General features: G+C 73.3%; 21 protein-coding genes and 2 pseudogenes. 7 read left to right on the forward strand and 16 right to left on the reverse strand.

From position 1 onward, the window contains the following. Positions 1-351 (forward strand): helix-turn-helix domain-containing protein (locus tag E1265_RS03570; protein WP_207930940.1); only part of this gene is annotated, 351 nt, incomplete at its 5' end. 80 nt (positions 352-431) lie between these two features. Then, the gene (locus E1265_RS03575) at positions 432-1448 is read left to right on the forward strand and encodes an aldo/keto reductase (protein WP_132928724.1); all 1017 of its coding nucleotides are present in this window, start codon (positions 432-434) and stop codon (positions 1446-1448) included. Positions 1449-1681: 233 nt separating this feature from the next. On the opposite strand, the gene E1265_RS03580 is transcribed toward E1265_RS03575, so the two are convergent. Then, positions 1682-2686, reverse strand: coding sequence for an aldo/keto reductase family protein (locus E1265_RS03580; protein WP_132928725.1), 1005 nt, complete (start codon positions 2684-2686; stop codon positions 1682-1684). Positions 2687-2799: 113 nt separating this feature from the next. On the opposite strand from E1265_RS03580, the gene E1265_RS03585 reads away from it, so the two are divergent. Next, complete coding sequence (locus E1265_RS03585; RefSeq protein WP_132928726.1) at positions 2800-3735, forward strand: NADP-dependent oxidoreductase; 936 nt, start codon at positions 2800-2802, stop codon at positions 3733-3735. Positions 3736-4077: 342 nt separating this feature from the next. Here E1265_RS03585 and E1265_RS03590 read toward each other — a convergent pair whose 3' ends face one another. The 10 genes and pseudogenes from E1265_RS03590 to E1265_RS40190 all read right to left on the reverse strand — a co-directional run. Then, positions 4078-5157, reverse strand: a complete 1080-nt coding sequence (locus tag E1265_RS03590; RefSeq protein ID WP_132928762.1) for a protein kinase family protein — start codon at positions 5155-5157, stop codon at positions 4078-4080. A gap of 70 nt (positions 5158-5227) precedes the next feature. Continuing rightward, positions 5228-5404: a DUF397 domain-containing protein gene (locus tag E1265_RS03595; RefSeq protein WP_132928727.1), complete on the reverse strand. Its 177-nt coding sequence runs from the start codon at positions 5402-5404 to the stop codon at positions 5228-5230. Beyond that, positions 5383-5775 (reverse strand): Scr1 family TA system antitoxin-like transcriptional regulator, encoded by a 393-nt coding sequence (locus E1265_RS03600; protein WP_347877150.1) that lies wholly within the window; start codon positions 5773-5775, stop codon positions 5383-5385. The genes E1265_RS03595 and E1265_RS03600 overlap by 22 nt, the downstream gene beginning before the upstream one ends. After that, positions 5679-6119, reverse strand: a complete 441-nt coding sequence (locus E1265_RS03605) for a Scr1 family TA system antitoxin-like transcriptional regulator (protein ID WP_132928729.1) — start codon at positions 6117-6119, stop codon at positions 5679-5681. The genes E1265_RS03600 and E1265_RS03605 overlap by 97 nt, the downstream gene beginning before the upstream one ends. 123 nt (positions 6120-6242) lie before the next feature. Further along, positions 6243-7334, reverse strand: coding sequence for an NAD(P)-dependent alcohol dehydrogenase (locus tag E1265_RS03610; RefSeq protein WP_132928730.1), 1092 nt, complete (start codon positions 7332-7334; stop codon positions 6243-6245). 43 nt (positions 7335-7377) lie between these two features. Continuing rightward, on the reverse strand, positions 7378-7851 hold the full coding sequence (locus E1265_RS03615) for a DUF4334 domain-containing protein (protein ID WP_132928731.1): 474 nt from the start codon (positions 7849-7851) through the stop codon (positions 7378-7380). A 125-nt stretch (positions 7852-7976) separates the two neighbouring features. Then, positions 7977-9995 (reverse strand): enoyl-CoA hydratase-related protein, encoded by a 2019-nt coding sequence (locus tag E1265_RS03620; protein ID WP_132928732.1) that lies wholly within the window; start codon positions 9993-9995, stop codon positions 7977-7979. Positions 9996-10058: 63 nt separating this feature from the next. Then, a complete protein-coding gene (locus E1265_RS03625; protein ID WP_132928733.1) occupies positions 10059-11273 on the reverse strand; it encodes an acetyl-CoA C-acetyltransferase in 1215 nt (404 codons plus the stop codon). Between the two features lie 153 nt (positions 11274-11426). Beyond that, the gene (locus E1265_RS03630; RefSeq protein WP_132928734.1) at positions 11427-11912 is read right to left on the reverse strand and encodes a VOC family protein; all 486 of its coding nucleotides are present in this window, start codon (positions 11910-11912) and stop codon (positions 11427-11429) included. Between the two features lie 88 nt (positions 11913-12000). Continuing rightward, positions 12001-12870: pseudogene (locus E1265_RS40190) on the reverse strand (FAD/NAD(P)-binding protein); the annotation flags it as partial. A 659-nt stretch (positions 12871-13529) separates the two neighbouring features. Here E1265_RS40190 and E1265_RS38595 point away from each other — a divergent pair. Together E1265_RS38595 and E1265_RS03645 are read left to right on the forward strand one after the other, a co-directional pair. Further along, positions 13530-13673 (forward strand): annotated as a pseudogene (locus E1265_RS38595) (hypothetical protein); the annotation flags it as partial. A gap of 74 nt (positions 13674-13747) precedes the next feature. After that, complete coding sequence (locus E1265_RS03645) at positions 13748-14326, forward strand: UTRA domain-containing protein (protein ID WP_243740510.1); 579 nt, start codon at positions 13748-13750, stop codon at positions 14324-14326. Here the strand turns inward: E1265_RS03645 and E1265_RS03650 are convergent. Continuing rightward, positions 14302-15150, reverse strand: coding sequence for an alpha/beta fold hydrolase (locus E1265_RS03650; protein ID WP_132928737.1), 849 nt, complete (start codon positions 15148-15150; stop codon positions 14302-14304). The two genes, E1265_RS03645 and E1265_RS03650, sit on opposite strands and share 25 nt — an antisense overlap. A 115-nt stretch (positions 15151-15265) precedes the next feature. On the opposite strand from E1265_RS03650, the gene E1265_RS03655 reads away from it, so the two are divergent. After that, on the forward strand, positions 15266-16594 hold the full coding sequence (locus E1265_RS03655) for a PLP-dependent aminotransferase family protein (protein WP_132928738.1): 1329 nt from the start codon (positions 15266-15268) through the stop codon (positions 16592-16594). A gap of 25 nt (positions 16595-16619) precedes the next feature. On the opposite strand, the gene E1265_RS03660 is transcribed toward E1265_RS03655, so the two are convergent. The 3 genes from E1265_RS03660 to E1265_RS03670 form a co-directional block, all read right to left on the reverse strand. Beyond that, positions 16620-17030: a hypothetical protein gene (locus E1265_RS03660; RefSeq protein WP_132928739.1), complete on the reverse strand. Its 411-nt coding sequence runs from the start codon at positions 17028-17030 to the stop codon at positions 16620-16622. Positions 17031-17116: 86 nt separating this feature from the next. After that, positions 17117-18625: a VWA domain-containing protein gene (locus tag E1265_RS03665; RefSeq protein ID WP_132928740.1), complete on the reverse strand. Its 1509-nt coding sequence runs from the start codon at positions 18623-18625 to the stop codon at positions 17117-17119. Between the two features lie 20 nt (positions 18626-18645). Further along, positions 18646-19845 carry an AAA family ATPase gene (locus tag E1265_RS03670; RefSeq protein WP_132928741.1) on the reverse strand — a complete coding sequence of 400 codons (1200 nt, stop codon included), beginning with the start codon at positions 19843-19845 and terminating at the stop codon, positions 18646-18648. Between the two features lie 107 nt (positions 19846-19952). On the opposite strand from E1265_RS03670, the gene E1265_RS03675 reads away from it, so the two are divergent. Continuing rightward, positions 19953-20465, forward strand: a complete 513-nt coding sequence (locus E1265_RS03675) for an NUDIX domain-containing protein (RefSeq protein WP_132928742.1) — start codon at positions 19953-19955, stop codon at positions 20463-20465. A 10-nt stretch (positions 20466-20475) separates the two neighbouring features. On the opposite strand, the gene E1265_RS03680 is transcribed toward E1265_RS03675, so the two are convergent. Further along, positions 20476-21006 carry an RICIN domain-containing protein gene (locus tag E1265_RS03680; protein ID WP_243740514.1) on the reverse strand — a complete coding sequence of 177 codons (531 nt, stop codon included), beginning with the start codon at positions 21004-21006 and terminating at the stop codon, positions 20476-20478. Between the last annotated feature and the right edge of the window lie 46 nt (positions 21007-21052).

Raw genomic sequence — 21052 nt, forward strand, 5'->3', positions numbered from 1 at the left:
CCCGAGCCCCGCCCCGCGCCGGCCGGCGCCCCTGACCCGCTGCCCGAGCCGGCCCGCGCCGAGCTGCGCCTCGAGACCGTGCTCGGCGCGCTCAGCGACCCGCTGCGGCTGCGCATCGTCCGCACCCTGCTGCTGGAGTCCGAGGCCTTCGACCACCCCTGCGGCTGGTTCGGCATCGACCGCCCCAAGTCCTCGCTCACCCACCACTTCCGCGCGCTGCGCGAGGCCGGCCTGATCCGGCAGCGGCAGTACGGGCTCGAACGGCGCAGCCACGTCCGGGTCGACGATCTGGAGGCACGCTTCCCCGGGCTGCTGACGCTCGTCGCCGCCTGGCGACAGCCGGCGCCCTGACGGGTTGACTTGGCGTGTGCTCCAACTCCTAGCGTGAACGCGTTGTCACACCCGCGACGGAGTCTTGGGAGAGAGCCGTTATGAAGACCGTGGAACTCGGCCGCACCGGCGAACAGGTCAGCCAGCTCGCGCTCGGCTGCATGAACATGGGCACCCTGACGGACGAGGCCACCTCGTTCGCGATGCTCGACGACTACCTCGAGGCCGGCGGCACCTTCCTTGACACCGCCAACTGCTACGCCTGGTGGAACGACCGCGGCAGCCACGGCGGGCACAGCGAGGAGCTGCTCGGCCGCTGGTTCGCGCGCGGCGGCGGGCGGCGCGAGAAGGTGTTCCTGGCCACCAAGGGCGCGGCGGCGGTGCCCGACCTGTCACGGGTCTGGGGCGAGGGCGACGAGCCGATCTGGGAGGCCGCGCACGACGGCGGCTTCGAGGGCGCAGGAGCCGAGACGCTGCGCCGGGCCGTCGACGACAGCCTGCGCCGCCTCGGCACCGACCACATCGACCTGTACTACGTGCACGTCGACGACCTGTCGACGCCGCTCGAGGAGACGCTGGAGGCCCTGGCCGGCATCGTGCGGGCCGGCAAGGTCCGCTACCTCGGCTGGTCCAACGTGCGAACCTGGCGCCTGGAGCGGATCAGGCAGCTGTGCGAGCGCCACGGCTGGCCGGCGCCGGTCGCCCTCCAGCAGCAGCACTCGTACCTTCGGCCCAGGGCCGGCCTCGACTCCCGCTCGATCGCGGACGTCGAGCAGTTGGACTACCTGCGCGCCCACCCGGACCTCGGGCTCGTCGCCTACTCGCCCATCCTCAAGGGGATGTACGGCGACCCGGCCAAGCGCCGCGAACACCGGATGATGGCCTCCTACGCCGGGCCTGACGCCGACGCCAGGCTGGCGGCGGTCGACGATGTGGCGGCGGAGGCCGGGGTGACGGGCAACCAGCTGGTGCTGGCCTGGCTGCTGCACCAGGACGACCCGGCGGTGATCCCCCTCGTCGGCCCCCGCACGACCGAGCACTACCGCGCCGCGCTGCCAGCCCTCGACGTGAGGTTGAGCCGGGAACAGCTGGCCAGGCTCGACGCCGCGGGGGCCTGAGCGCTCCGCTGGGAGCGCGGGCAGGCGACCGGGGCCGTCCGCGGTTGGTCGCGCCCACGCGGGCGCAGCCGCCCAGCGTCACGGCCCCGCACCCCGGGGCCCCAGGGCGGCACCGGGACGCGACGGGGCAGCCGGGTCGCCGCGCTGCCCAGCCGCCCGGTCGGGGTTCCGGCGCCGTGTGGGCGCCGGAACCCGACCGGCGGAGGTCGCTCACCCCCGCCGGAGGGTCGGCGTCACGGACGCTGCGCCGGCACGTTCTGGTAGGCCTTGAACCGGTCGGTCTCCGCCACTGGAAGGATCACCTCGTCGATCCGGTCAAGCAGGTCCGCGTCCAGCTTCACGCCGGCCGCCTTGGCGTTCTCGCCGACCTGCTCGGGGCGGGAGGCGCCCACGATCGCCGCCGAGACGTTGGGGTTCTGCAGCACCCAGGCCACCGCGAGCTGCGCCAGCGAAAGCCCGGCCTCGTCGGCCAACGGACGCAGCCGCTGCACGGCCTCGAGCACCTCGTCCCGCAGGAAACGGCTGATCATGTTGGCGCCGCCCTTGGCATCGGTGGCACGCGACCCCTCGGGCGGCTGCTGGCCCGGCAGGTACTTGCCGGTCAGCACGCCCTGGGCGATCGGCGACCACACGATCTGCCCCAGGCCCAGCTCCTCCGAGGTGGGGATGACGTCGCCCTCGATGACCCGCCACAGCATCGAGTACTGCGGCTGGCTGGAGACCAGCGGAATGCGCAGCTCCGTGGCCAGCGCGTGGGCCCGACGAATCTGCTCGGCCGGCCACTCCGAGACGCCGATGTAGTGCGCCTTGCCGGAGTGCACGACGTCGGCGAACGCCGACATCGTCTCCTCGAGCGGGGTGAACCGGTCGTAGCGGTGCGCCTGGTAGAGGTCGACGTAGTCGGTCTGCAGCCGGCGCAGCGAGTTGTTGATGGACTCCATGACGTGCTTGCGCGACAGGCCCCGGTCGTTGCGGCCGGGGCCGGTCGGCCAGAAGACCTTGGTGAAGATCTCCAGACCCTCGCGCCGCTCGCCCTTCAGCGCCCGGCCGAGCACCGACTCGGCGCGGGTCTCGGCGTAGACGTCGGCGGTGTCGAAGGTGGTGATCCCGGCGTCGAGGGCCGCGCGGACGCAGGCGGTGGCCGCCTCCTCCTCGACCTGGGAACCGTGGGTGAGCCAGTTGCCGTAGGCGATCTCGCTGATCAGCAGGCCGCTCCGGCCAAGGTGTCGATACTCCATGGTTCCCAGACCCTATCTTCCCCGTCGGTTAATAGCTCGATTGGCTGGTCATCACGGACGTGAACTGTGTGGTGCGGTGATGTCACGGCCCCCTTCCCCTAACCTCCACGACGATGCGCGCGCTGACGATGTACGAGATCCCCGGCACCCCGGTGGTGGCCGAGCTGCCCGACCCCTCCCCGGCGGCCGGCGAGCTGCTGGTGCGGGTGGCCGCCGCCTCGCTCAACGGCTACGACGCCGCCCTGGCCGGCGGCATGATCCCCCACCCCGACCCGGACTTCCCCTTCGTCCTCGGCAAGGACTTCGCCGGCACGGTGGTCGCCGTGGGCGAGCGGGTGGGGCGCTTCTCGGTCGGCGAGGCCGTCTTCGGGGTGGTGACCGGCGCCTACCCCGGCACCGGATCGCTGGCCGAGTACGTCACGGTCGCCGAGGCGTTCGGGGTGAGCCGGATCCCCGCGGGGGTCACCCCCACGGACGCGGGGGCACTCGGCCTCGCCGGCACGGCCGCGCTCGACGCGATCGAGGCCATCGGCCCGGCGCCGGGCGACGTGGTCCTCATCTCCGGAGCCACCGGCGGCGTGGGCGCGTTCGCGCTCCAGTACGCGCTGGACGCCGGCGCCGAGGTGATCGCCACGGCCAGGCCGGGACCGCCGGCCGACTTCGTCCGGGGCCTCTCGGGCGACCGGGTCAGAATCGTCGACCACGCCGGCGACCTGCTGGCGCAGGTGCGCGCCATCGCCCCCCAGGGCGTCTCGGCGGCGCTGCACTTCGCCGGCAACGGCATGGAACTCGCCGAACTGGTCATGGCCGGCGGCCGGATGGCCTCCACGCTCGGCTTCGGCCCCGAACAGGCCGCCGGCCGCGGCTTCGGCGTCACGGCGGTCACGGCCTCACCCGGCATCGCCACCCTCAACCGCCTCGCCGCCGACGTCGCCTCCGGCCTGATCCGCGTCCCCATCACCCACACCTACTCCCTGGCCGAGGTGCCCCAGGCCCTCACCGACTTCAACCACGGCGCACTGGGCAAACTGGCCGTGGCCCTGCCGTAGCCGCGGGACGCCGGCAACGGAGACGGCCGTCGTCCCAACTGTTCGTGGCCCATCTCGCTGAGCGCCGCACGTTGTTCGGCCGATTCGACGGGCCCCTGTTCCGCTCCGTCTCGAACCGCGACCGCGGCCTACAAGAAGGCCGACTTCTTCGCCAGGTCCCTCACCGTCTGGCCTGCGCACGCCGCCCGTTCTACCTCCCCGAAGTCCACCCTGGGCCAGCTCCTGGCCGTCAAGAACGGCATCGACCACATGCTCGAACGACTCGACCCGACCCCGACGACGAACGCGAAGCTGTCGCCGCCCTCGCCGAATGACTCGCAGACACCCCTACGCCTGCCGGGGCTACCCCGAAGCGAACGTGCTGGCGAGGGCCCGCCGGACCTCCACGGCGGGGAACGGAGTGCGCTTGCCCTGCGTGAGGAGTCGGTGGTGGAAGTCGTCCAGGACGATGGAGTGCTGGGCGTGCCGGTCGATGATCGCACTGATGTCGGATGGAACACCGTCGGGTCGTCGCCCCTTCACCCACTCACGCAGAAAGGCCCCGTGTTCGCTGCCGCCCCGGACGCCGTCTGGCAAATGATGGCGAAGCAGGTGGCTCGGTGCATAGCAGCGGTCGTACACAAGATGATCTGCGAGGAAGTCGGCCTCCTCTGCGGAGAGTTCGAACTCGCGGCTCAACGCAAGGCCAAAGTCGGCGAAGTAGACCTGCTGGCCGTCGGTGAGCAGGTTGGCGAAGTGAGCGTCGAAGTGGACCAGCCCGTGCGCGCTCATGAACTCCGTCCCTCGCAGTAGCTCATCCTCGACCCACCCATAGGACGATGCGCCTGGTGTGTCCGGCTGGGTCGCATCACGCTTTTCGCCGAGCCAGCTGGCGAGCGTCTGAGGCACATGCTCCAAGAAGAGCACCAGACTGAAGGCGGACCGGCCGATGGCCACTAGCCGACGGCGCACGGCTGGTGACCCGTCCCAATGCGCGACGGCCCCGTCGACGCCCCCGAACTCGTCGGCGAAGCCAGCAGGAGGGCAGTCAGGCAAGACCCGCCAGTGATACAGAAGAGGGAAACCCGCGTACTCGTTCTTCAGGACCCAGCCTGTGGTCATGATGTGAGCGGCCAACTCACGCCAGGCGCCGAACCCCGTCGACCCCACCCCGTACTGGTAGAAGAGCGGAAGCTCGAACAGGTTCGCCGTCGACCGCAGGTGCTCCGGTTGCAACTCGATGTCCGTCAGTGGCACCCGCTTAACGAAGACGTGTCTCCCCTCGACTTCCATCTCCGCCGACCTACCGCCAATACCGGAGCGCAGACCAGGCGCGGCAGCCACGGCGTCCGCAAGTTGCCGATCGCTGAACAGGGACAGCCGTGCTCCCACGGTCGCGTAAGCGGACACTCGCGCCGTATGCCCTGATGCGTTCCCATCCATCGGCGGCTCCAGCGGAGCATCAACACGCATGCTGCTGATCATGCCAGGGGCAACCGTTGCTGATACGGCACTAGGCCGGCTCGTCTCCCGTGCGGACCGCGCCCAGGAACGCCTGCCATGCCGCAGGGGGAACGGTGATCACGCTGGAACGGTCCTTGGTGTCACGGACGGCGACAACGGCGGAGCGGGCCGCCTCCACGCAGTCGTCCCCGGAGTAGGAGGACTTCACCCAGTCGAGCTGCTCCATGCCACCACGTCCTCAATGCACTTCCGGCTCTCGTCGAACCTCATCGCCCGGTTCATCATGGCAGTGAAGGCATCGAACGCCCTAGAGAGATACGCATACCTGGTCGAATAGAACACGCCAAGCACGGTCTCGACATAGCCGACGAGGTGGATGACCGGCTCCCCGTCGCCTTCGAGCGCGGGCAACTCCCACAGCAGGCAGTGGTCGTCGAGACCCGGGGCCGCGAGGTGGTCAGGCCAGACCTGGACCCGAATCGTGTCCGGCCACCTGTCGATCAGCGCCAGCACGCACTCCAGTTGGACCCGATGCACTCGGGCGTCGCCACGCCCGGATCCGGCGAGCGGATCGCGCAGAGCGCGCTCGCCGATGATGAGTGCGCCCTGGTCAACGTCAGGCCGTCGCCTGGTGCGCGCTCGGCCTCAGCCGTCAGACGGTCTTCGAAGGCGACGCTGCGCCTGCTCCGCTTGCGCGTGCGCCACTCCACCTCGTAGGGCGGCAGGTACGGCTGAGCCGCGACGATGGCCGTGCTGGCGTAGTCGGCCGTGCGCAGCAGGCCGGGAATGGACAGCAGACTCCAGGACATGACCCCGACCGCGGCCCGGTCGAGCGTCGCCAGCTTGTCCAGGTTCGGGACACCGATCTCGGAGTGCTCGACCATTCCGACGTTCCCTTGGTCTGATGCCTGGATACCGCGAATCAATCCCTGCGCGTCCATGACCGAGCCTCCGAGTTCCATGAGTAACCGCCAGGTGACGCCCAGTATCTCTCTACTCCAGGGCGCAGGTTGGCGATCGGCGGAACTTTCCACACATTCGGTCATCTGGCGCGAGCCGTGCGGTTACCACACCAGGACCGGCTTGACCGTCCGGCCTGAACGCTGGTCGTCCACCGCCTGGTTGATGTCCTTGAAGGAGTAGGTGGTGATCAGCTCGTCGACGGGGAACCGGCCGGCGGCGTGCAGGTCGAGGAGTTCGGGGATGAAGCGCTGCGGCACGGCGTCGCCCTCTATGCAGCCGCGCACCGTCTTGCCGTTGAGCATCAGGTCCTGGAGGTCCAGGGTGAGTTGGGCCTCGCCGAGGCCGACCACCACCAGGGTGCCGGTGGGGGCCAGGGCGAGGGCCGCGTCGGCGACGACGGCCGGGATGCCGGTGGTGTCGAGCGCGTGGGTCGGGCCGCCGCCGGTCGCCTCCCGGACGGCGGCGACCACGTCTCCCGCCGCCGGGTCGATGACGGCCGTGGCGCCGAGGCGTTCCGCCAACGCCCGCCGCTCCGCGACGGGCTCGACCACCACCAGGCTCGCGGCGCCCGCGACCTTCGCGGCGAGCAGTGCGGAGAGGCCGACGCCGCCCGCGCCGTAGACCACGAAGCCGGCGTCCGGGCCAGGGCGCAGCACGTTGAGCACCGCGCCGGCGCCGGTCTGGAAGCCGCAGCCGAGGGGGGCCACGGTGGTCAGGTCGGCGTCCGGAGCGACGACCACGACGTTGTCGGTCGAGGCCAGGGCGTGCGTGGCGAAGCTCGACTGGCCGAAGAACGAGCCTGCCACCGGCACGCCGTCCTGCCGGATGGTGGCCGAACCGTCCACGCGCCGACCCGAGTTGTTCAGCCGCATGCTCTCCTCGCAGTACGCCGGGCGGCCGGCCAGGCACCGGCCGCACCGGCGACAGCTGCGGTAACTGAGGACGACCCGGTCCCCGGGATTGACCCCGGCGACCGCCTCGCCGACCTCCTCGACGACGCCGGCGCCCTCGTGGCCGAGCACCACCGGGCCCTGTTTCGGGGTGATGGCCGATCTGATGGCGAGGTCGGTGTGGCAGAGGCCGCCGGCCGTGATCCGCACCAGGATCTCGTCCTCGCGCGGCGGGTCGAGTTCCACCGTCTCCAGGGTGAAACCGGCTTCCGCGGCCCTCGACACCGCGGCCGTTATCCGCATCGCGGACTCTCCTCAGGCAATCTTCGGACAGCTTCGGATGGCGTCAGACTCGTTCGAGCAGGAAGTAGAAGTGCTGGCCATTGTGCAGGACCAGCTCGGATTTGCCGTTCATGATGCCCATCAGGGTCGTGTCGTCCACCCGCTTGAAGTGGTCGAGGTCCGGCCGGCCGTCGTACACCATGGTGGCCGTCACCTCGCCGCGGAACTCGATGTTCCACAGGCTGGCCTCGCCCCCGCCGAGCGCCACGTTGGAGAACAGCTCGCCGTTCTCGCCGTAGCAGATGAGGGGCTTGGCGTCGGTGACCGAGTTGAACGTCTTGCCGAACCAGCGGATGGCCGCGAGCCGCTGGTAGAGGCCGTGGCCGGTGGCGAACCCCTGCCCCTTCCAACGGCCCAGGATGTTCATGGCGGGCACCGTGTCGAGACAGGACCAGATCCGGTCGAGCTCCGCGCTCGACACCCCGTCGTTCCTCTTCCTCAAGTGGTGGAATCTCACCCGGGCTTCGTCGATGTTCATCAAGCGTCCCTTCCCCACCGGGGCCGGTTGCGGCGCCTTACGAACTCATCTGTTCTCGATCGCGACCGACCGTACGCCGGAGCCCGGGACGCGACAAGGTCGCCTTGGGAACGAGCCGGCGCGCTTCAGCCATCGCTGAAAATCTCGCCGCGCCCCGCCTTCGCCGCCAACAGGGGTGGCGGGGCGAACCGTTCGCCGTGGGTCGCGCTCAGCCGGTCCGCGCGGGTGACGAGGGCCGGCAGGCCGCCGGGGTAGCCGTTGGCGAACTGGAGGGCGCCACCGGTCCAGCCGGGGAAGCCGGCCCCCAGCAGCGATCCGACGTTGGCCTCGGCGACCGAGGCGACCACGCCGTCGGCCAGGCAGCGCACGGCCTCGATCGCGGCGGCGAACAGCAACCGCTCGCCGAGCTCGGCCGGGTCGGCGGGGGCGGCGCCCGCGCTGGCGAAGTGTTCGCGCAGGCCCGGCCAGAGGCGGGTGCGCCGGCCCTCCGCGTCGTAGTCGTGGAAGCCGGCCCCGGCGGCTCGGCCCGGGCGGTCGAAGGCGTCGAGCATCCGGTCGACGACGGCGTCCCCCGGGTGCGGGGCCGCGCCGTCGCGGACGCGGCGGACGAGCGGCAGCGACACCTCGTCGAGCAGCGCCAGCGGCCCGGTCTCGTAGCCGGCCTGGGCGGCGGCCTGTTCGACGCTGGCGGGCGCGACGCCCTCGCCGACCATGGCCGCGCCCTCGGCGAGGTAGCGGACGAGGACCCGGGAGACGAAGGAACCGCCGTGGACGACGATCGGGGTCACGCCGAGCCACCTGGCCAGGTCGAGCGCGCGGGCCAGCGCCGCGTCGCCGGTGGCCGGGCCGCGCACGATCTCCACCAGACGCGCCTGGTCGGCGGGGTCGGGGAAGCGCAGCCCGAGGAGGTCGGCGGGGCGCCGCACCCGCTCGGCGAGCCGGGCCACGGGCACGGTCGGCCCGGTGGCGCACAGCAGGGCGTCGGGCCAGAGGGCGTCCGCCACGCGCTGGAACGCCTTGTGGTCGGGGTCGGGTTCGTCCGGGAGGGTCGCGATGACGACGTCGTGGTCGGCCAGTTCCTCGGGGGCGTCGGCGGCCGCCATGTCGAGGCCGGCGGCGGCGCAGGCCCGGACGATCGCGGCGGCCGGCTCGCCGGCGCCGACGACGGCCACCCGGCGGGCGGGCCGGGCCGGCCGGGCGGCGGCGCTCTGACGGGCCGCGACCGCGCGGGGGTCGAGGAAGAGCCCCTGGATCATGTTCTTCGACGTCTGGCCCGTGACCAGCTCGGTGAGGTAGCGGCCCTCGACCAGCAGCGCGGTCTCCAGGTCGACCTGGGCGCCCTCGACCGCGGCGGCCAGCAGCAGGCGCGGCGCCGGGAACGGGGCGCCGCGCAGCCGCTTCTCCAACTGGGCCGGGAAGGCGATGAGTCGGGGGGCTAGTGCGCGATCGCCGGGGGCGCCGCCGGGGATCCGGTGTCCCTCGGTGTCCCAGGGCTGCCTCGCGTCGGGGTTGGCGCGGACGAAGGCGCGGGCCTTGGCCAGCAACTCCTCGGGGTCGGTGGCCAGTTCGTCGACGAGGCCGGCGGTGAGCGCCTCGCGCGGGGTGTGCCGGCGGCCTTCGAGCAGCACAGTGGGCAGCGCGCCGGCCAGGCCGAGCAGCCGCACGGCGCGGGTGACCCCGCCGCCACCGGGCAGCAGGCCGAGGGTGACCTCGGGCAGCCCGATCTCGGAGCCGGGCACGTCGAGCGCGATCCGGTGGTGGCAGGCCAGGGCCAGCTCGTAGCCGCCGCCGAGCGCGCTGCCGCCCAGGGCGGCGACCACCGGGCGGCCCAGGGTTTCGAGGCGGCGTAGGGTGCGCTTGGCCACCAGGTTGCCGGCGAGGAACTCGGCGGCGCGCTCGCGGGTGACGGCGATCAGCTCGCGCAGGTCGGCGCCGCCCAGGAAGGTCTTCTTGGCGGAGGTGAGGATGACGCCGGTGGTGTGGTCGCGCTCCCGCTCCAGACGGTCGACGGCCCGGTCCAGGGCGGCGGTGAACGCGGCGTCGACGGTGTTGGCCGAGCGGCCCGGCGCGTCGAGGACGAGCGTGACGACGCCCTCCGCGTCCCGCTCCCAGCGGATGAGGTCCGGGGTGGTGGCGCTGGCCATGGCGGGCGGCTCCTGCTCTCTTGGGCGGGTGGTCGGAAAACGCTGTGGTCGGAGACGCCGTGGTCAGACGCGCTCGACGACGGTGGCGACGCCCATGCCGCCGCCGACGCACAGGGTGACGAGGCCGCGCCGCAGGTCCCGCCGCTCCAGCTCGTCGAGCAGGGTGCCGAGGATCATCGCGCCGGTGGCGCCCAGCGGGTGGCCAAGCGCGATGGCGCCGCCGTTGACGTTGACCCGGTCGGGGCCGAGGCCGAACTCGCGCATGAAGCGGAGCACGACGGCGGCGAACGCCTCGTTGATCTCGACCAGGTCGATGTCGTCGATGGTGAGCCCGGCCCGCGCGAGGGCCTTGCGGGTGGCGGGGGCGGGGCCGGTGAGCATGATGGTGGGCTCGGACCCCGAGACGGCGGCCGAGACGACGCGGGCGCGCGGCGTCATGCCGAAGCGCTCGCCGGCCGCCCGGCTGCCGATCAGGGTGAGGGCGGCGCCGTCGACGATGCCCGAGGAGTTGCCCGCGTGGTGGACGTGGTCGATCCGCTCGAGCCAGTGGTACTTCCGCAGCGCCACGGCGTCGAAGCCGCCGGCCTCGCCGAGGGCGGCGAACGACGGCTTGAGGGCGGCCAGGCTCTCGGCCGTGGTGCCGGGCCGCAGGTGCTCGTCGCGCTCCAGGACGGGGACGCCGGCCCGGTCGAGCACGGGCACCACGGAGCGGTCGAAGCGGCCGTCCTTCCAGGCCGCCGCGGCCCTGGCCTGGGACTCGGCGGCGTATTCGTCGACGTCCCGGCGGCTGAAGCCGTCGAGGGTGGCGATCAGGTCGGCGCCGACGCCCTGCGGGACGTAGCCGATGGCCATGCTGGTCATCGGGTCCTCGAACCAGGCGCCGCCGTCCGAGCCGATCGGCACCCGGGACATCGACTCGACGCCGCCGGCGACGACCAGCTCCTCCCAGCCGGAACGGACCTTGGCCGCCGCCAGGTTGACCGCTTCGAGGCCGGAGGCGCAGAAGCGGTTCTCCTGGACCCCGGCCACGGTGTCCGGCAGCCCGGCGGCCAGCGCGGCGACCCTGGCGATGTCGGAGCCCTGGTCGCCGACGGGGCTGACCACGCCGAGCACCACGTCGTCGACGGCCGCCGGGTCGAGGCCGGGAAGGCGGCGCAGCAGCTCGCCGATCAGCCCGGTGACCAGGTCGACCGGCTTGGTGCCGTGCAGCGAGCCGTTGGCCTTGCCGCGTCCACGCGGCGTGCGGATCGCCTCATACACATACGCTTCGGTGGTCACGATCCGCCTTCCGTCTCGTGCTGACCGGCCGGTGGCCAGGCGACGCGCCCGTCCCGCCGCCCTGGTCGGCGCGGCAGTGTGCCGGCGGGCGCCGTCCCGTACTGAACGGTAGTTAACTCCCGCCGAGAACGCCAGAAGCACCCCTCGGGCCGGTCAAGACGCGGACCGGCCGTCGTAGGCCGCCTCCAGGGCCGCGATGTCCAGCTTCTTCATGCCCAGCATGGCCCGCATGGCGTCGGCGACCCTGGCCCGGTCCGGCGAGGAGAGCAGCTCCGTCATCCGCCGCGGCACGATCTGCCAGGACAGGCCGTACTTGTCCCTGACCCAGCCGCAGGGCCCCTCCGCCCCGCCGTCCGCCGTGAGCCTGGCCCACAGGTCGTCCACCTCGGCCTGGTCGGCGCAGTCGACCTGGAGCGAGATGGCCTCGCTGAAGGTGAACTCGGGGCCGCCGTTGAGGCCGACGAAGCGCCGGCCGGCCAGCTCGAACGTCACGGTCATGACCGAGCCGGGCTCGCGGGGGCCGGCCTCGGTGTAGCGGGCGACCTCCACGACACGGGAGTCGGGGAAGATTCCGGTGTAGAAGGCGGCGGCCTCCTCGGCCTGGTCGTCGAACCACAGGCAGGTGGTGATCTTGTCCATGACGGGCTCCCTCGCCGGTCGGTGTCGTGCCGTCTGGTGAGGTAGACCCGAGGGGGCGGCGGAACTCATCGGTGCCGACCGAGGGGGCTCAGCGGGGCACGATCGGCGGGGGCTCGTGGGCCCGCACCGGCGGTGGCGGGCCGGTCAGCCGCTCGACGGCGACCCGGGTGTGCTGGCCGGTACAGCCCTGGGCCAGCCGCGAGGTGCCCAGGTCGGCGGTGAGCGCGTTGGGCCGGGCGAACCTGCGGTCGGCGAGCGGGGCGGCGAGGCGGTCGAGGAAGAGCCGGAACGGGGCAGTGGCGGCGGTGCGCAGCGCGGGCAGGTCGGCGGCGGCGAGCTCGCGGTCCTCGGCGAACACCCGGCGGAACCAGGCGAGTTCGAGGTCGGCGTGGAGCAGCGGGAGGACGTCGGCCCGGAAGTCGAGGCGGGGGCGTGCGGCCAGCTCCGCGACCCTCTCGGGCGTCAGGTGGGCGACCGGGGTACGCGCGCCCGGGGTGTCGACGCGGGCGTGGAACGGGACGCCGCGCCGGCTGGTGATCCAGATCCTGGGCTCCCGGCCGCTCGGCCGGTACCCGGCGGGCGTTAACCGGCCGCCGCGCCCCTCGGTCAGCAGGGCCAGCACGTCGTAGGCGTTGAGCCCGCCGCCGCGCAGCAGCACCTCGGCGCCGGGGGCTACGGCGGCCAGGTCGTAGTCGGTGGGGTGCCCGCCGGGCAGCAGGACCTGGCCCTCGGCGGCGGGCGGGGCCGGCGGCCTGTCGAGGTGGCCGGTGGCGAGGACCACGGCGGCGGCGGTGAGCCGGCCGCCGGAGGCCGGGCGCACGCGGTAGCGCCCGTCGGCGGTGACGGCTATGTCGGTGGCGGAATCGGCGAGCACCCGGAACGGAAGCCGGGCCCGCACGGTCTCCAGGGCCTCGGCGAGATATGCGCCGTAGACGCGGCGCGGCGCGTAGTCGCGTTCACCGGAACGCCGCGCGAACTCCGCCGATGCGGGATCCTATGGCCTTCCACGGCTATCAGGCGCAGCCATTCGAGAAATGTCGGCGACCCGTTTCGCCGGGTGAGTCGAGCCGCACCGAGGCGTCGGGGAAGACGGTGTTGTCGGCGGTCATGGTGTTCGTCAGCAGCTCGGCCGGCTGCCGCTGCCGCTGCCGCTGCCGCCACACCTTGCCGGCGCCCGGCGGATGCGGCTCGACCAGCGCGATGCGCGGGTGGTCGAGCCGCCGGGGCCAACGCGGGCCGCGACGCGCTCCAGCACGGAGAGCCCACGCGGACGTTGCCGACGACGAGATGGACTTCGTCGTCCGGTACGGCAGCTGTATGGGGCATGGTGCTTTCACGGTCAAAGCGGCGGTGTCGGGACGGTCGGGCGGCCGGTCAATGGGGAAAGGCCGGACCGCCCGACCGGGTCTCGGTGATCGGGAAATCTGCCCGGGAGCACGGCCCGCAGTCAAGCCTGTTCCATTCACTGGACAAACGCGGCGGCACATTCTTCCGAAAGTCCCGCGCCTTTTACCGGAAACCTGTTGCATCAGCTTTCGGTGGTCGGGGAACAGGATGCCCGGACCGCGAGTTGGCCTCGTCCGTACGGCACACGCCTGCTGCATCAGGCCCTAAGGTATGTCGTTCGTCACATCGACCGACCGCGACGGGAGCCGCCGCACCGTGTCAGAGACCCCGGCCTATCTGCGGGTGGCCGCCGAGCTGCGCCGTCGGATCGTCGAGGGCGAGCTGCCGCCCGGCGCCCGCCTGCCCTGCAGGGCCGCCCTGGCCGAGGCGCACGGCGTGGGTCCCAACGTGGCGAACTCCGCGGTGCGGCTCCTGATGCCGAGGGCCTGGTGCACGGGCGGGCGGGCAGCGGGGTCCTCGTCCGGGAGCCGACCGCGCTGCGGGCCGTCGTGCGGTCCTGGTATGACGAGCGCCTCGGCGGCACCCTCTACGTGCCGGACGACGGCACGGGGCGGGCGGCGGACGGCAGCCCGAGCCACTCCACCGCCGTGCTGCCGGCGCCGGTCGAGATCGCCGAGCGGCTCGGCATCGACCAGGAAGCGCCTGTGGTGCGCAGCGAGTACACGTTCCTGGCCGGCGGCGAGGCCGGCATGCTCTCCACCAGCTGGGAGCCGCTGGCGCTGACCGAGGGCACGCCGGTGGCGCTGCCGGACGCCGGGCCGCTGGCCGGCCACGGGGTGGTGGCGCGGATGGCGCACATCGGGGTGGCGGTGGACCGGGCCACCGAGTCGGTGACCGGCAGGGCCGCCACCCCGGAGGAGGCCGAGCGGCTCGGCCTCGCGGCCGGCGCCCAGGTCCAGGCCCTGCAGCGCACCTACTACGCCGGGGACCGGGCCGTGGAGACGGCGGACCTGGTCATCCCGGCGAGCCGCTTCCGGCTCGTCTACGAGTTCCCGGTGGACGGCTGAGCCGCCACCGGGGTGGGCAGGGTGGCGAGGAAGTCGGCGAGGGCCGCGTCGACGTCGGCCGGCCGCTCCAGGTTGGGCAGGTGGCCGGCGCCCGGGATGACGGCGAGCCGCGCCCCCGCCACCCGCACCTTGATGTCCTGCGCGTCGATGACCGGCGTGAACTCGTCGTCGGCGCCCACCAGCACCAGCGTCGGCACCGCCACCCCGGCCAGGGTGGCGCGGTAGTCGGGCCGCAGCGCCCGACCGCGCAGGGCGGCCGCGGCGCCCTCGGGGTGGGTGCCGCGCATCATCCGCAGCACGTGGGCGGCGACGGAGGGCAGCGCCTGGACGTTGTAGGGCGCCATCATCCGGGGCAGCGCCTCGTGGGCGTAGCCGTCCATGCCCTCGGCGAGCAGCCGGTCGGCCAGTGCGCGCCGCCAGGTCTTCCCGTCCTCGGTCTCGGCGGCGGCCGAGGTGTCGGCGAGCACCAGGCCCGCGGCGCGTCCGGGGAAGAGCCGCTGGAACTCCATGACGATCTGCCCGCCCATGGAGAGCCCGCCGAGCACGGGACGCTTGACGCCGAGTGCGTCGAGCAGCGCCGCGATGTCCCGCGCGTGGTCGGTGAGTGTGACCACGCCGGGCACCACCGTGCTCTCGCCGTAGCCGCGCAGGTCGGGGGCGATCACCCGGCGGCCGGTCGCGGCGACCGCCGCGAGCTGGGGTGCCCACATCGACCGGTCGAAGGGGTGGCCATGGACGAGCACCAGCGGGGCGAGGTCCGCGCGGTACGCGCCGGTGTCCTCGTAGCCGACGGTGATGCCGTTGACGGTGACTTCGCTGCTCATCGCGGCGTCCTTTCGTTCCGTGCGCCTTGACGCCTCGATGCTATGCACCGCATCATCTCAGTGCAATATCCAGAATGCGCTCGGAGCAATTTCGGGGGAACGGAGGCGGTCTTCGATGGAGGACTACCGGCGGATCGCGGACCGGATCGGCGCCGACATCGCCGCCGGGCGGCTCCGCCCCGGCGAACGGTTGCCGCCGCAGCGGCGGTTCGCGCGGCAGCACGGCATCGCCGGCTCGACCGCGGCCCGGGTCTACGGCGAGCTGGTGCGGCGCGGGCTGGCCGTGGGCGAGGTCGGCCGGGGCACCTTCGTCAGGGCCGGCGCTCCGGCCCCCGAGCCGGCGCTGGCCGAGCCGGGCGCGGCCCGCGTCGACCTGGAGGTCAACTTCCCCGTGCTGCCCGGCCAGGCGGCGCGGCTGGCCGCCGGCCTGGCCCGGACGGCGCGGCCCGACGTGCTCGACGCCGGCCTCAGGCCCACCACCGCGGCCGGCACGGCCCGGGCGCGGGAGGCGGCCGCCGCGCACCTGTCCCGCGCCGGCTGGGCGCCGGAGCCCGAGCGGCTGCTGTTCGCCGGCAGCGGCCGTGGCGCCCTGGCCGCCGCGCTCGCCGCGCTCGTGCCCACCGGCGAACGGCTCGGGGTCGAGCGGTTCACCTACCCGCTGGTCAAGGGGATCGCGGCCCGGCTGGGCATCACCCTGGTGCCGCTCGCCATGGACGAGCACGGGCTGCGGCCCGACGCGCTGTCCGCCGCTCCCCCGCTGCGCGCGGTGTACCTCCAACCGGCCGTGCACAACCCGTTGGGCATCACGATGCCGCCCGAACGCCGCGCCGAACTCGCCGCCGCCCTACGGCGGTCGGGCCTGTACGCGGTCGAGGACGCCGTCTACGGCTTCCTCCGCGCCGACCTGCCGCCGCTGGCCGCCCTGGCGCCGGAGCGTGCGGTGGTCGTCGACAGCCTCTCCAAGCGGCTGGCCCCCGGCCTGACCGCGGGCTTCCTGGTCGCCCCGCCGGGCGACGCGCCGCGCTTCGCCGCCGCCCTGCGCTCCGGCGCCTGGTCGGCGTCCGGCTTCGCGCTCGAGGCGGCCACCCAGTGGCTGACGGACGGCACGGCCGCCACCATCGAGGCCGCCAAGCGGGCCGACGCGGCCGAGCGCCAGCGGCTCGTCGCCGACCGGCTCGCCGGCCTCGCCGTCCACGCCGACCCGCACTCCTACCACTGTTGGTGGGAGCTGCCCGCGCCCTGGCGCGCCGAGACCTTCGTCGCCGCCGCGGCCCGCCACGGCATCGCCATGGCCCCCGGCGCGGCCTTCACCGTCGACCCTGCCCACGCCCCCAACGCGGTGCGCCTGGCCCTGGGTTCGCCACCGCACGACGTGCTGACCGGTGCCCTCGACACGCTGGCGACGCTGGCCCACGGCACGCCGGAGGACCTCACGCCGGAGTGACGCCGGCCGCCCGTCCTCGCCCGGTTCACCCCCGGGTCCGACGGTGCCGCCACCATCGCCCCAGGAACTCGATGTTGAGGAACAGCACCACGACGCCGACCATCAGGGCGGTGACGAGGAGCTCGCCCGAGCCGCCCCGCCGCAGGTCGAGGACCCCCGCGTAGCCGAAGCAGGCGAGGACGCCGTCGAAGACCACGACGAAGATCCACTCGGCCGCCCTGGGGCGGCCCGTGGGATCGGGTTCCGGCGCCCGGTGGCCCCGCCACTCCCGGACGTCCGCGACCAGCAGCACCACGAGCGGCCCCAGGAACACCACGGCGGACAGGACGGCGAGCGACCCCGTCACGGGGTCGTCGGCGTGGCCGGCCAGCACCACGGAGCCCACGCCCGCCGCGGCCACCCCCAACCGCAGCCCGATCTCGCTCGCCGGCAACATCGGCGCTCCCCCCTTCCGGTGGCCGTCCGCTCGGGCCATGGAAGCCGCCGCGCGCCGGGACCCCTCCCCACCCGCCGGCGGCCGGGTCAGATCACGCGGAAGAGGTCGGCGGCGGCGTGGACGTCGGTGAGGTCCTCGATGGAGCGCAGGTTGTCGCACAGGGCCTCGAGGACCGAGTCGGCCGCGGCGGCGCGCGGGGCGCCGACGGCCACGCCGAAGACGCGGAAGCCCAACCGGCGCTTGGCGTCGTTCCAGCCGCGCATCCAGGTCTCGGTGACGCCGCACTCGTCGTCGGTGATCAGCACAATGTCGCCGCGCGTGCGGGCGGCCTCGTCGAACTCCGCGGCCAGCAGCTCGCCGGCCGCCGTCAGCGGCGTCTCGTAGCTGGTGCCGCCGCCGAGGAAGGTCTCGGCGAAGTCGAGGACCCGCGCGATGCCGGCGGGCTGGCCGGCCGGGAAGCGGAAGACCCGGATTTGGTCCTCGGCGGAGAACAGGATGCCGACGAACTCACGCCTGGCGTGCCGGGCCTGGTCGAGCAGCGCCAGGGCGCACGCCTTGGCCCACGCCTCCCTGCTGACGCCGCCGGGCCCCGCCTGGTACATGGAGTGCGAGGTGTCCACGCACGCGATGACGGCGCCCTGGCCGGGGGTCAGCTCGCCCTGGCTCTCGTAGAGCATCAGCTCCCCGGCGGCATAGCGGGCGGCGAACACCGCGCGCAGCTCGGGCAGGCCGAGGTTGGCCAGCTCGGAGGGGATGACGCGGGAGAGGTCGTCGCCGAGCGTGACGCCGACGAGCTCCCTGGCGGCGTTCTCGACCCTGCGGGCCCGCTCGCCGCTGGCCATCTGCCGGAAACGGCCGATCAGCTCGGCCCACCGCGCGAGCCGGCCGGTGCGCAGCCGTTCGGCCAGCCGGGCGCGCCGGTCGAACGGCATCCGCTCCAGTTCGCCAGGCGCGACGCCCCAGGCCCGCATCAGCGCGGCCTCCTCCCGCACGGCCTCGGCGGCCGTCGCCGCCGCGTTCCGCGCGGCGACGCGGATGCCGGGGGCCGCCGCGGCCAGCGCCCGCGCGGCGGCCTCGGCGGCCTCGGCAAGGTCGGCGGCGTCCCGCTGGGCCCGCGCCGCCCGTTCGGCCCGTTCGGCCCGTTCGGCCCGCTCCTGGGCCTCCCGGGAGCGGTCCAGCATCCCGCGCAGCGCGGCGGCCTTGGCGAGCACGGCCATGGCGGCGGCGTAGGGATCGCCGGCCGTCTCCCGGCGCAGCTCGGCGAACTCGGGCGACTCCACGAGTGAGGCGATGACCTCGTGGTTGACCAGCCGGGAGGTGGCCATCTCCGCGCGCTCGCGCAACCGCGGGCGGACCTGGTAGGCGGCCAGGAACACGTCGGTCAGGAGGTCGGTGGCATGGCGGTGACGCCCGGTGAGTTCCGCCGCGAGATCGCGCAGTCCGGCCGACTGCTCGTAGGTGTCGTGCCACGTGATCCGGTCGAACCGGTCGGCTACCACGGCCGCGGTGTGCCGCTCGGGGGCGGCGGCGGACGGGCCCGGCCACTCCCCGGGCCGGCTCGGCGGCTCGTCGGCCTCGTGCGGTGTCCTGCCCATGGTCGTGTCCCCCCGGGTGTTCAGAGCTGGTGCCGCACCGTGCTCGCGTCCACGCCGAGTGCCTCGGTGAGCACGCGGGCGCGGACGGCGCGCTGGCGGCCGGTGACCCGGTCGATCGCGGCGGTGGAGCGGCCGGCGCTGACCGCCTCCGCGCGCAGCCGCTCCAGACGCTTCCCCGCCATGGCCAGCCTGTTGTGGGCCTTCTTGATGACCCACTCGCTCAGCGCCTCGCGGGACTGCCCGGCCATGGCGTCGAGCTGGGCCTCCAACTCCTCGATCGCGTCAGCCAGGTCGAGCGCCTCCCGGGCGTCCGGGTTGACCAGGTGCAGCACCTCGCGTTCGACGGTGGGGCGTTCGGCGGGCGAGTCCCACAGCACGTGGGTCAGCACCGACAGGTCGGTCTCGGTGACCGCCGGGCGGCCGTCGAGGTACGCGGACGCCTGGAGCAGGCGGACCGACTGCCGCCAGCGGCGGTCGGAGGCGACGAGTTCCCTGCGGCGCAGGGCGGCCCGCAGCGTGCACACCGCGTCCACGATCGGGTCCGGGACGTCCACGGCCGGGACGGCCTCGGTCACGGCGTGCCGCAACGCGGCCAGCTCGACCGTGGTCCTGGTCGGTGCCTCCGGGCGGCGGACGGCGGAGCGGACCAACGCGGCGAAGTTCGAGGGGTCTTCCAGGTATCCGACCTCGATCCGCACCAGCAGCCGGTCGTAGATCGCGGCCGAATCCTCGCCGGCGGGCAGCTCGTTGCTCGCCGTGATGGCGCCGATCAGGGGGCAGCGGATCGGCTCGCCGCCGCTCTCCGGGTGGTAGATCCGCTCGTTGAGGTAGCCCAGCGTCTCGTTCAACGCCGCCGTCGAGCACTTGAAGATCTCGTCGATGAACGCGACATGCGCGGTCGTGGCGCGGCCGTCGTAGACCTGGCGGTACTCGCCCCGGGCCAGGGCGGCGACGTCGACGGGGCCGAACATCCTCGTCGGCGCGGTGAACTTGGACAGCAGGATCTCCCAGTAGGCGGCCCCCTCGATCCGGCCCGTGAGTTCCCGGGCCATCGCGGACTTCGCCGTTCCCGGCGGGCCGAGCACCAACGAGTGCTGCCCGGCCAGCAGCGTCACCACCAGCGTCCGCACCACGTCGGCCCGCTCGTAGAAGCGGTCCGCCAGCTCGTCGCCGATCGCCCGCAGCCTCCTGGCCGTGTCCCGCGGGTCCTGTGCGTTCATCTTCAACTCCTTGCCCGGGCCGACGAGATGACAAGGTAGCTGAGGGTGATATCCGCATCCGCCGGGCCGCCGTCGAGGCCGCGCCGACCGGTTGGGAGGATGGGCGCGTGCGGATCCTCAGGGAAGCGGCCAGAGTCGCGGTGCTGGCCCCCGACGGGGCGGTGTTGCTCCTCCGGTACGACAACGAGGAGGTCGGCGTGCACTGGGCGATGCCGGGCGGCGGCCTCGACCCCGGTGAGTCGCGGCTCCAGGCGGCCGCGCGCGAGCTCCGCGAGGAGACCGGCTGGGCCGATGTCCCGCTCGACGGCGACCGCGTCCTCTGCACCTGGATCCACGACTTCACGCGGGCCGGGGTGCCGGTGCGCCAGCACGAGGTCATCTTCCTGGCCCACGGCCCGCGCCGGGAGCCGATCGGCGACCTGACCGCGTCGCACGCCGGCGACGGCATTCTGGCCTGGCGCTGGTGGTCGCCGACCGACCTGTCCGACCCCGCGGCCGAACCCGTGTGGCCCCCGCGGCTCCGCCAACTTCTGGCCGAGGGGCCGCCCCGTCCCCCGGTCGACCTCGGCTACGTGCCGGTCGCGTCGCCCGGCCCGCCGCCCGCGACGCCTCCGGGGTGACCCGAGGGCCTCAGTCGTGCGTGCCCCGCCACTCGTAGTGCCGGTTGTCGATCTCCGGATTCGACCCGAGGGACGAGGTGTGGACGTCCTGGCTCACCGGGCTGGTCCGCAGGTAGGTGCCGTAGCTCATCTGCCGGATGGTCCCGTTCTCGGCCTCGTAGTGCCAGAGTTGGCCGAGACCACCGCACGAGGACAGCCAGACGGAGTTGGTCGCCGTCTCGTTGTCGGTCGTGAGGCACTCACCGGTGGCCCGGTTCTGGATCCTGCTGTAGTCGCCGCTGCTGCTGAGGAAGTCCCACTGCTGACGGCCACCGTTGTCGGTGTCGCACCTGCTGATCCAGACGTTGCCGCTCGGTTCTCCGGTGAGACACATGCCGTACTCCGCGACGTTCTCGAACTTCCAGTAGGTCGCCGCCGCCGCGGTGGACAGGGTGCCGCTCACCGTGAGTGCCAGTGCGGCGCCGGCGGCGACGAACGCCGACCGCCTGGCCCACCCGCGCCGCGAAGCAGCGGCCGAACCGGTCGCGGACACCTTCTTCATACTGATCACATCAAGCCCCTTCCGTCGCCAACGACCGTAGAAAGGG

This window comes from Streptomyces sp. 8K308 (genome assembly GCF_004348315.1).
GTDB lineage: Bacteria > Actinomycetota > Actinomycetes > Streptomycetales > Streptomycetaceae > Streptomyces.

Coding starts and splice junctions, on each gene's coding strand:
- E1265_RS03575 (WP_132928724.1), top strand. CDS start 432: ATGAAGACCGTGGAACTCGGCCGCACCGGCGAACAGGTCAGCCAGCTC.
- E1265_RS03580 (WP_132928725.1), bottom strand. CDS start 2,686: ATGGAGTATCGACACCTTGGCCGGAGCGGCCTGCTGATCAGCGAGATC.
- E1265_RS03585 (WP_132928726.1), top strand. CDS start 2,800: ATGCGCGCGCTGACGATGTACGAGATCCCCGGCACCCCGGTGGTGGCC.
- E1265_RS03590 (WP_132928762.1), bottom strand. CDS start 5,157: ATGGATGGGAACGCATCAGGGCATACGGCGCGAGTGTCCGCTTACGCG.
- E1265_RS03595 (WP_132928727.1), bottom strand. CDS start 5,404: ATGGAGCAGCTCGACTGGGTGAAGTCCTCCTACTCCGGGGACGACTGC.
- E1265_RS03605 (WP_132928729.1), bottom strand. CDS start 6,119: ATGGACGCGCAGGGATTGATTCGCGGTATCCAGGCATCAGACCAAGGG.
- E1265_RS03610 (WP_132928730.1), bottom strand. CDS start 7,334: ATGCGGATAACGGCCGCGGTGTCGAGGGCCGCGGAAGCCGGTTTCACC.
- E1265_RS03615 (WP_132928731.1), bottom strand. CDS start 7,851: ATGAACATCGACGAAGCCCGGGTGAGATTCCACCACTTGAGGAAGAGG.
- E1265_RS03620 (WP_132928732.1), bottom strand. CDS start 9,995: ATGGCCAGCGCCACCACCCCGGACCTCATCCGCTGGGAGCGGGACGCG.
- E1265_RS03630 (WP_132928734.1), bottom strand. CDS start 11,912: ATGGACAAGATCACCACCTGCCTGTGGTTCGACGACCAGGCCGAGGAG.
- E1265_RS03650 (WP_132928737.1), bottom strand. CDS start 15,150: ATGAGCAGCGAAGTCACCGTCAACGGCATCACCGTCGGCTACGAGGAC.
- E1265_RS03655 (WP_132928738.1), top strand. CDS start 15,266: ATGGAGGACTACCGGCGGATCGCGGACCGGATCGGCGCCGACATCGCC.
- E1265_RS03660 (WP_132928739.1), bottom strand. CDS start 17,030: ATGTTGCCGGCGAGCGAGATCGGGCTGCGGTTGGGGGTGGCCGCGGCG.
- E1265_RS03665 (WP_132928740.1), bottom strand. CDS start 18,625: ATGGGCAGGACACCGCACGAGGCCGACGAGCCGCCGAGCCGGCCCGGG.
- E1265_RS03670 (WP_132928741.1), bottom strand. CDS start 19,845: ATGAACGCACAGGACCCGCGGGACACGGCCAGGAGGCTGCGGGCGATC.
- E1265_RS03680 (WP_243740514.1), bottom strand. CDS start 21,006: ATGAAGAAGGTGTCCGCGACCGGTTCGGCCGCTGCTTCGCGGCGCGGG.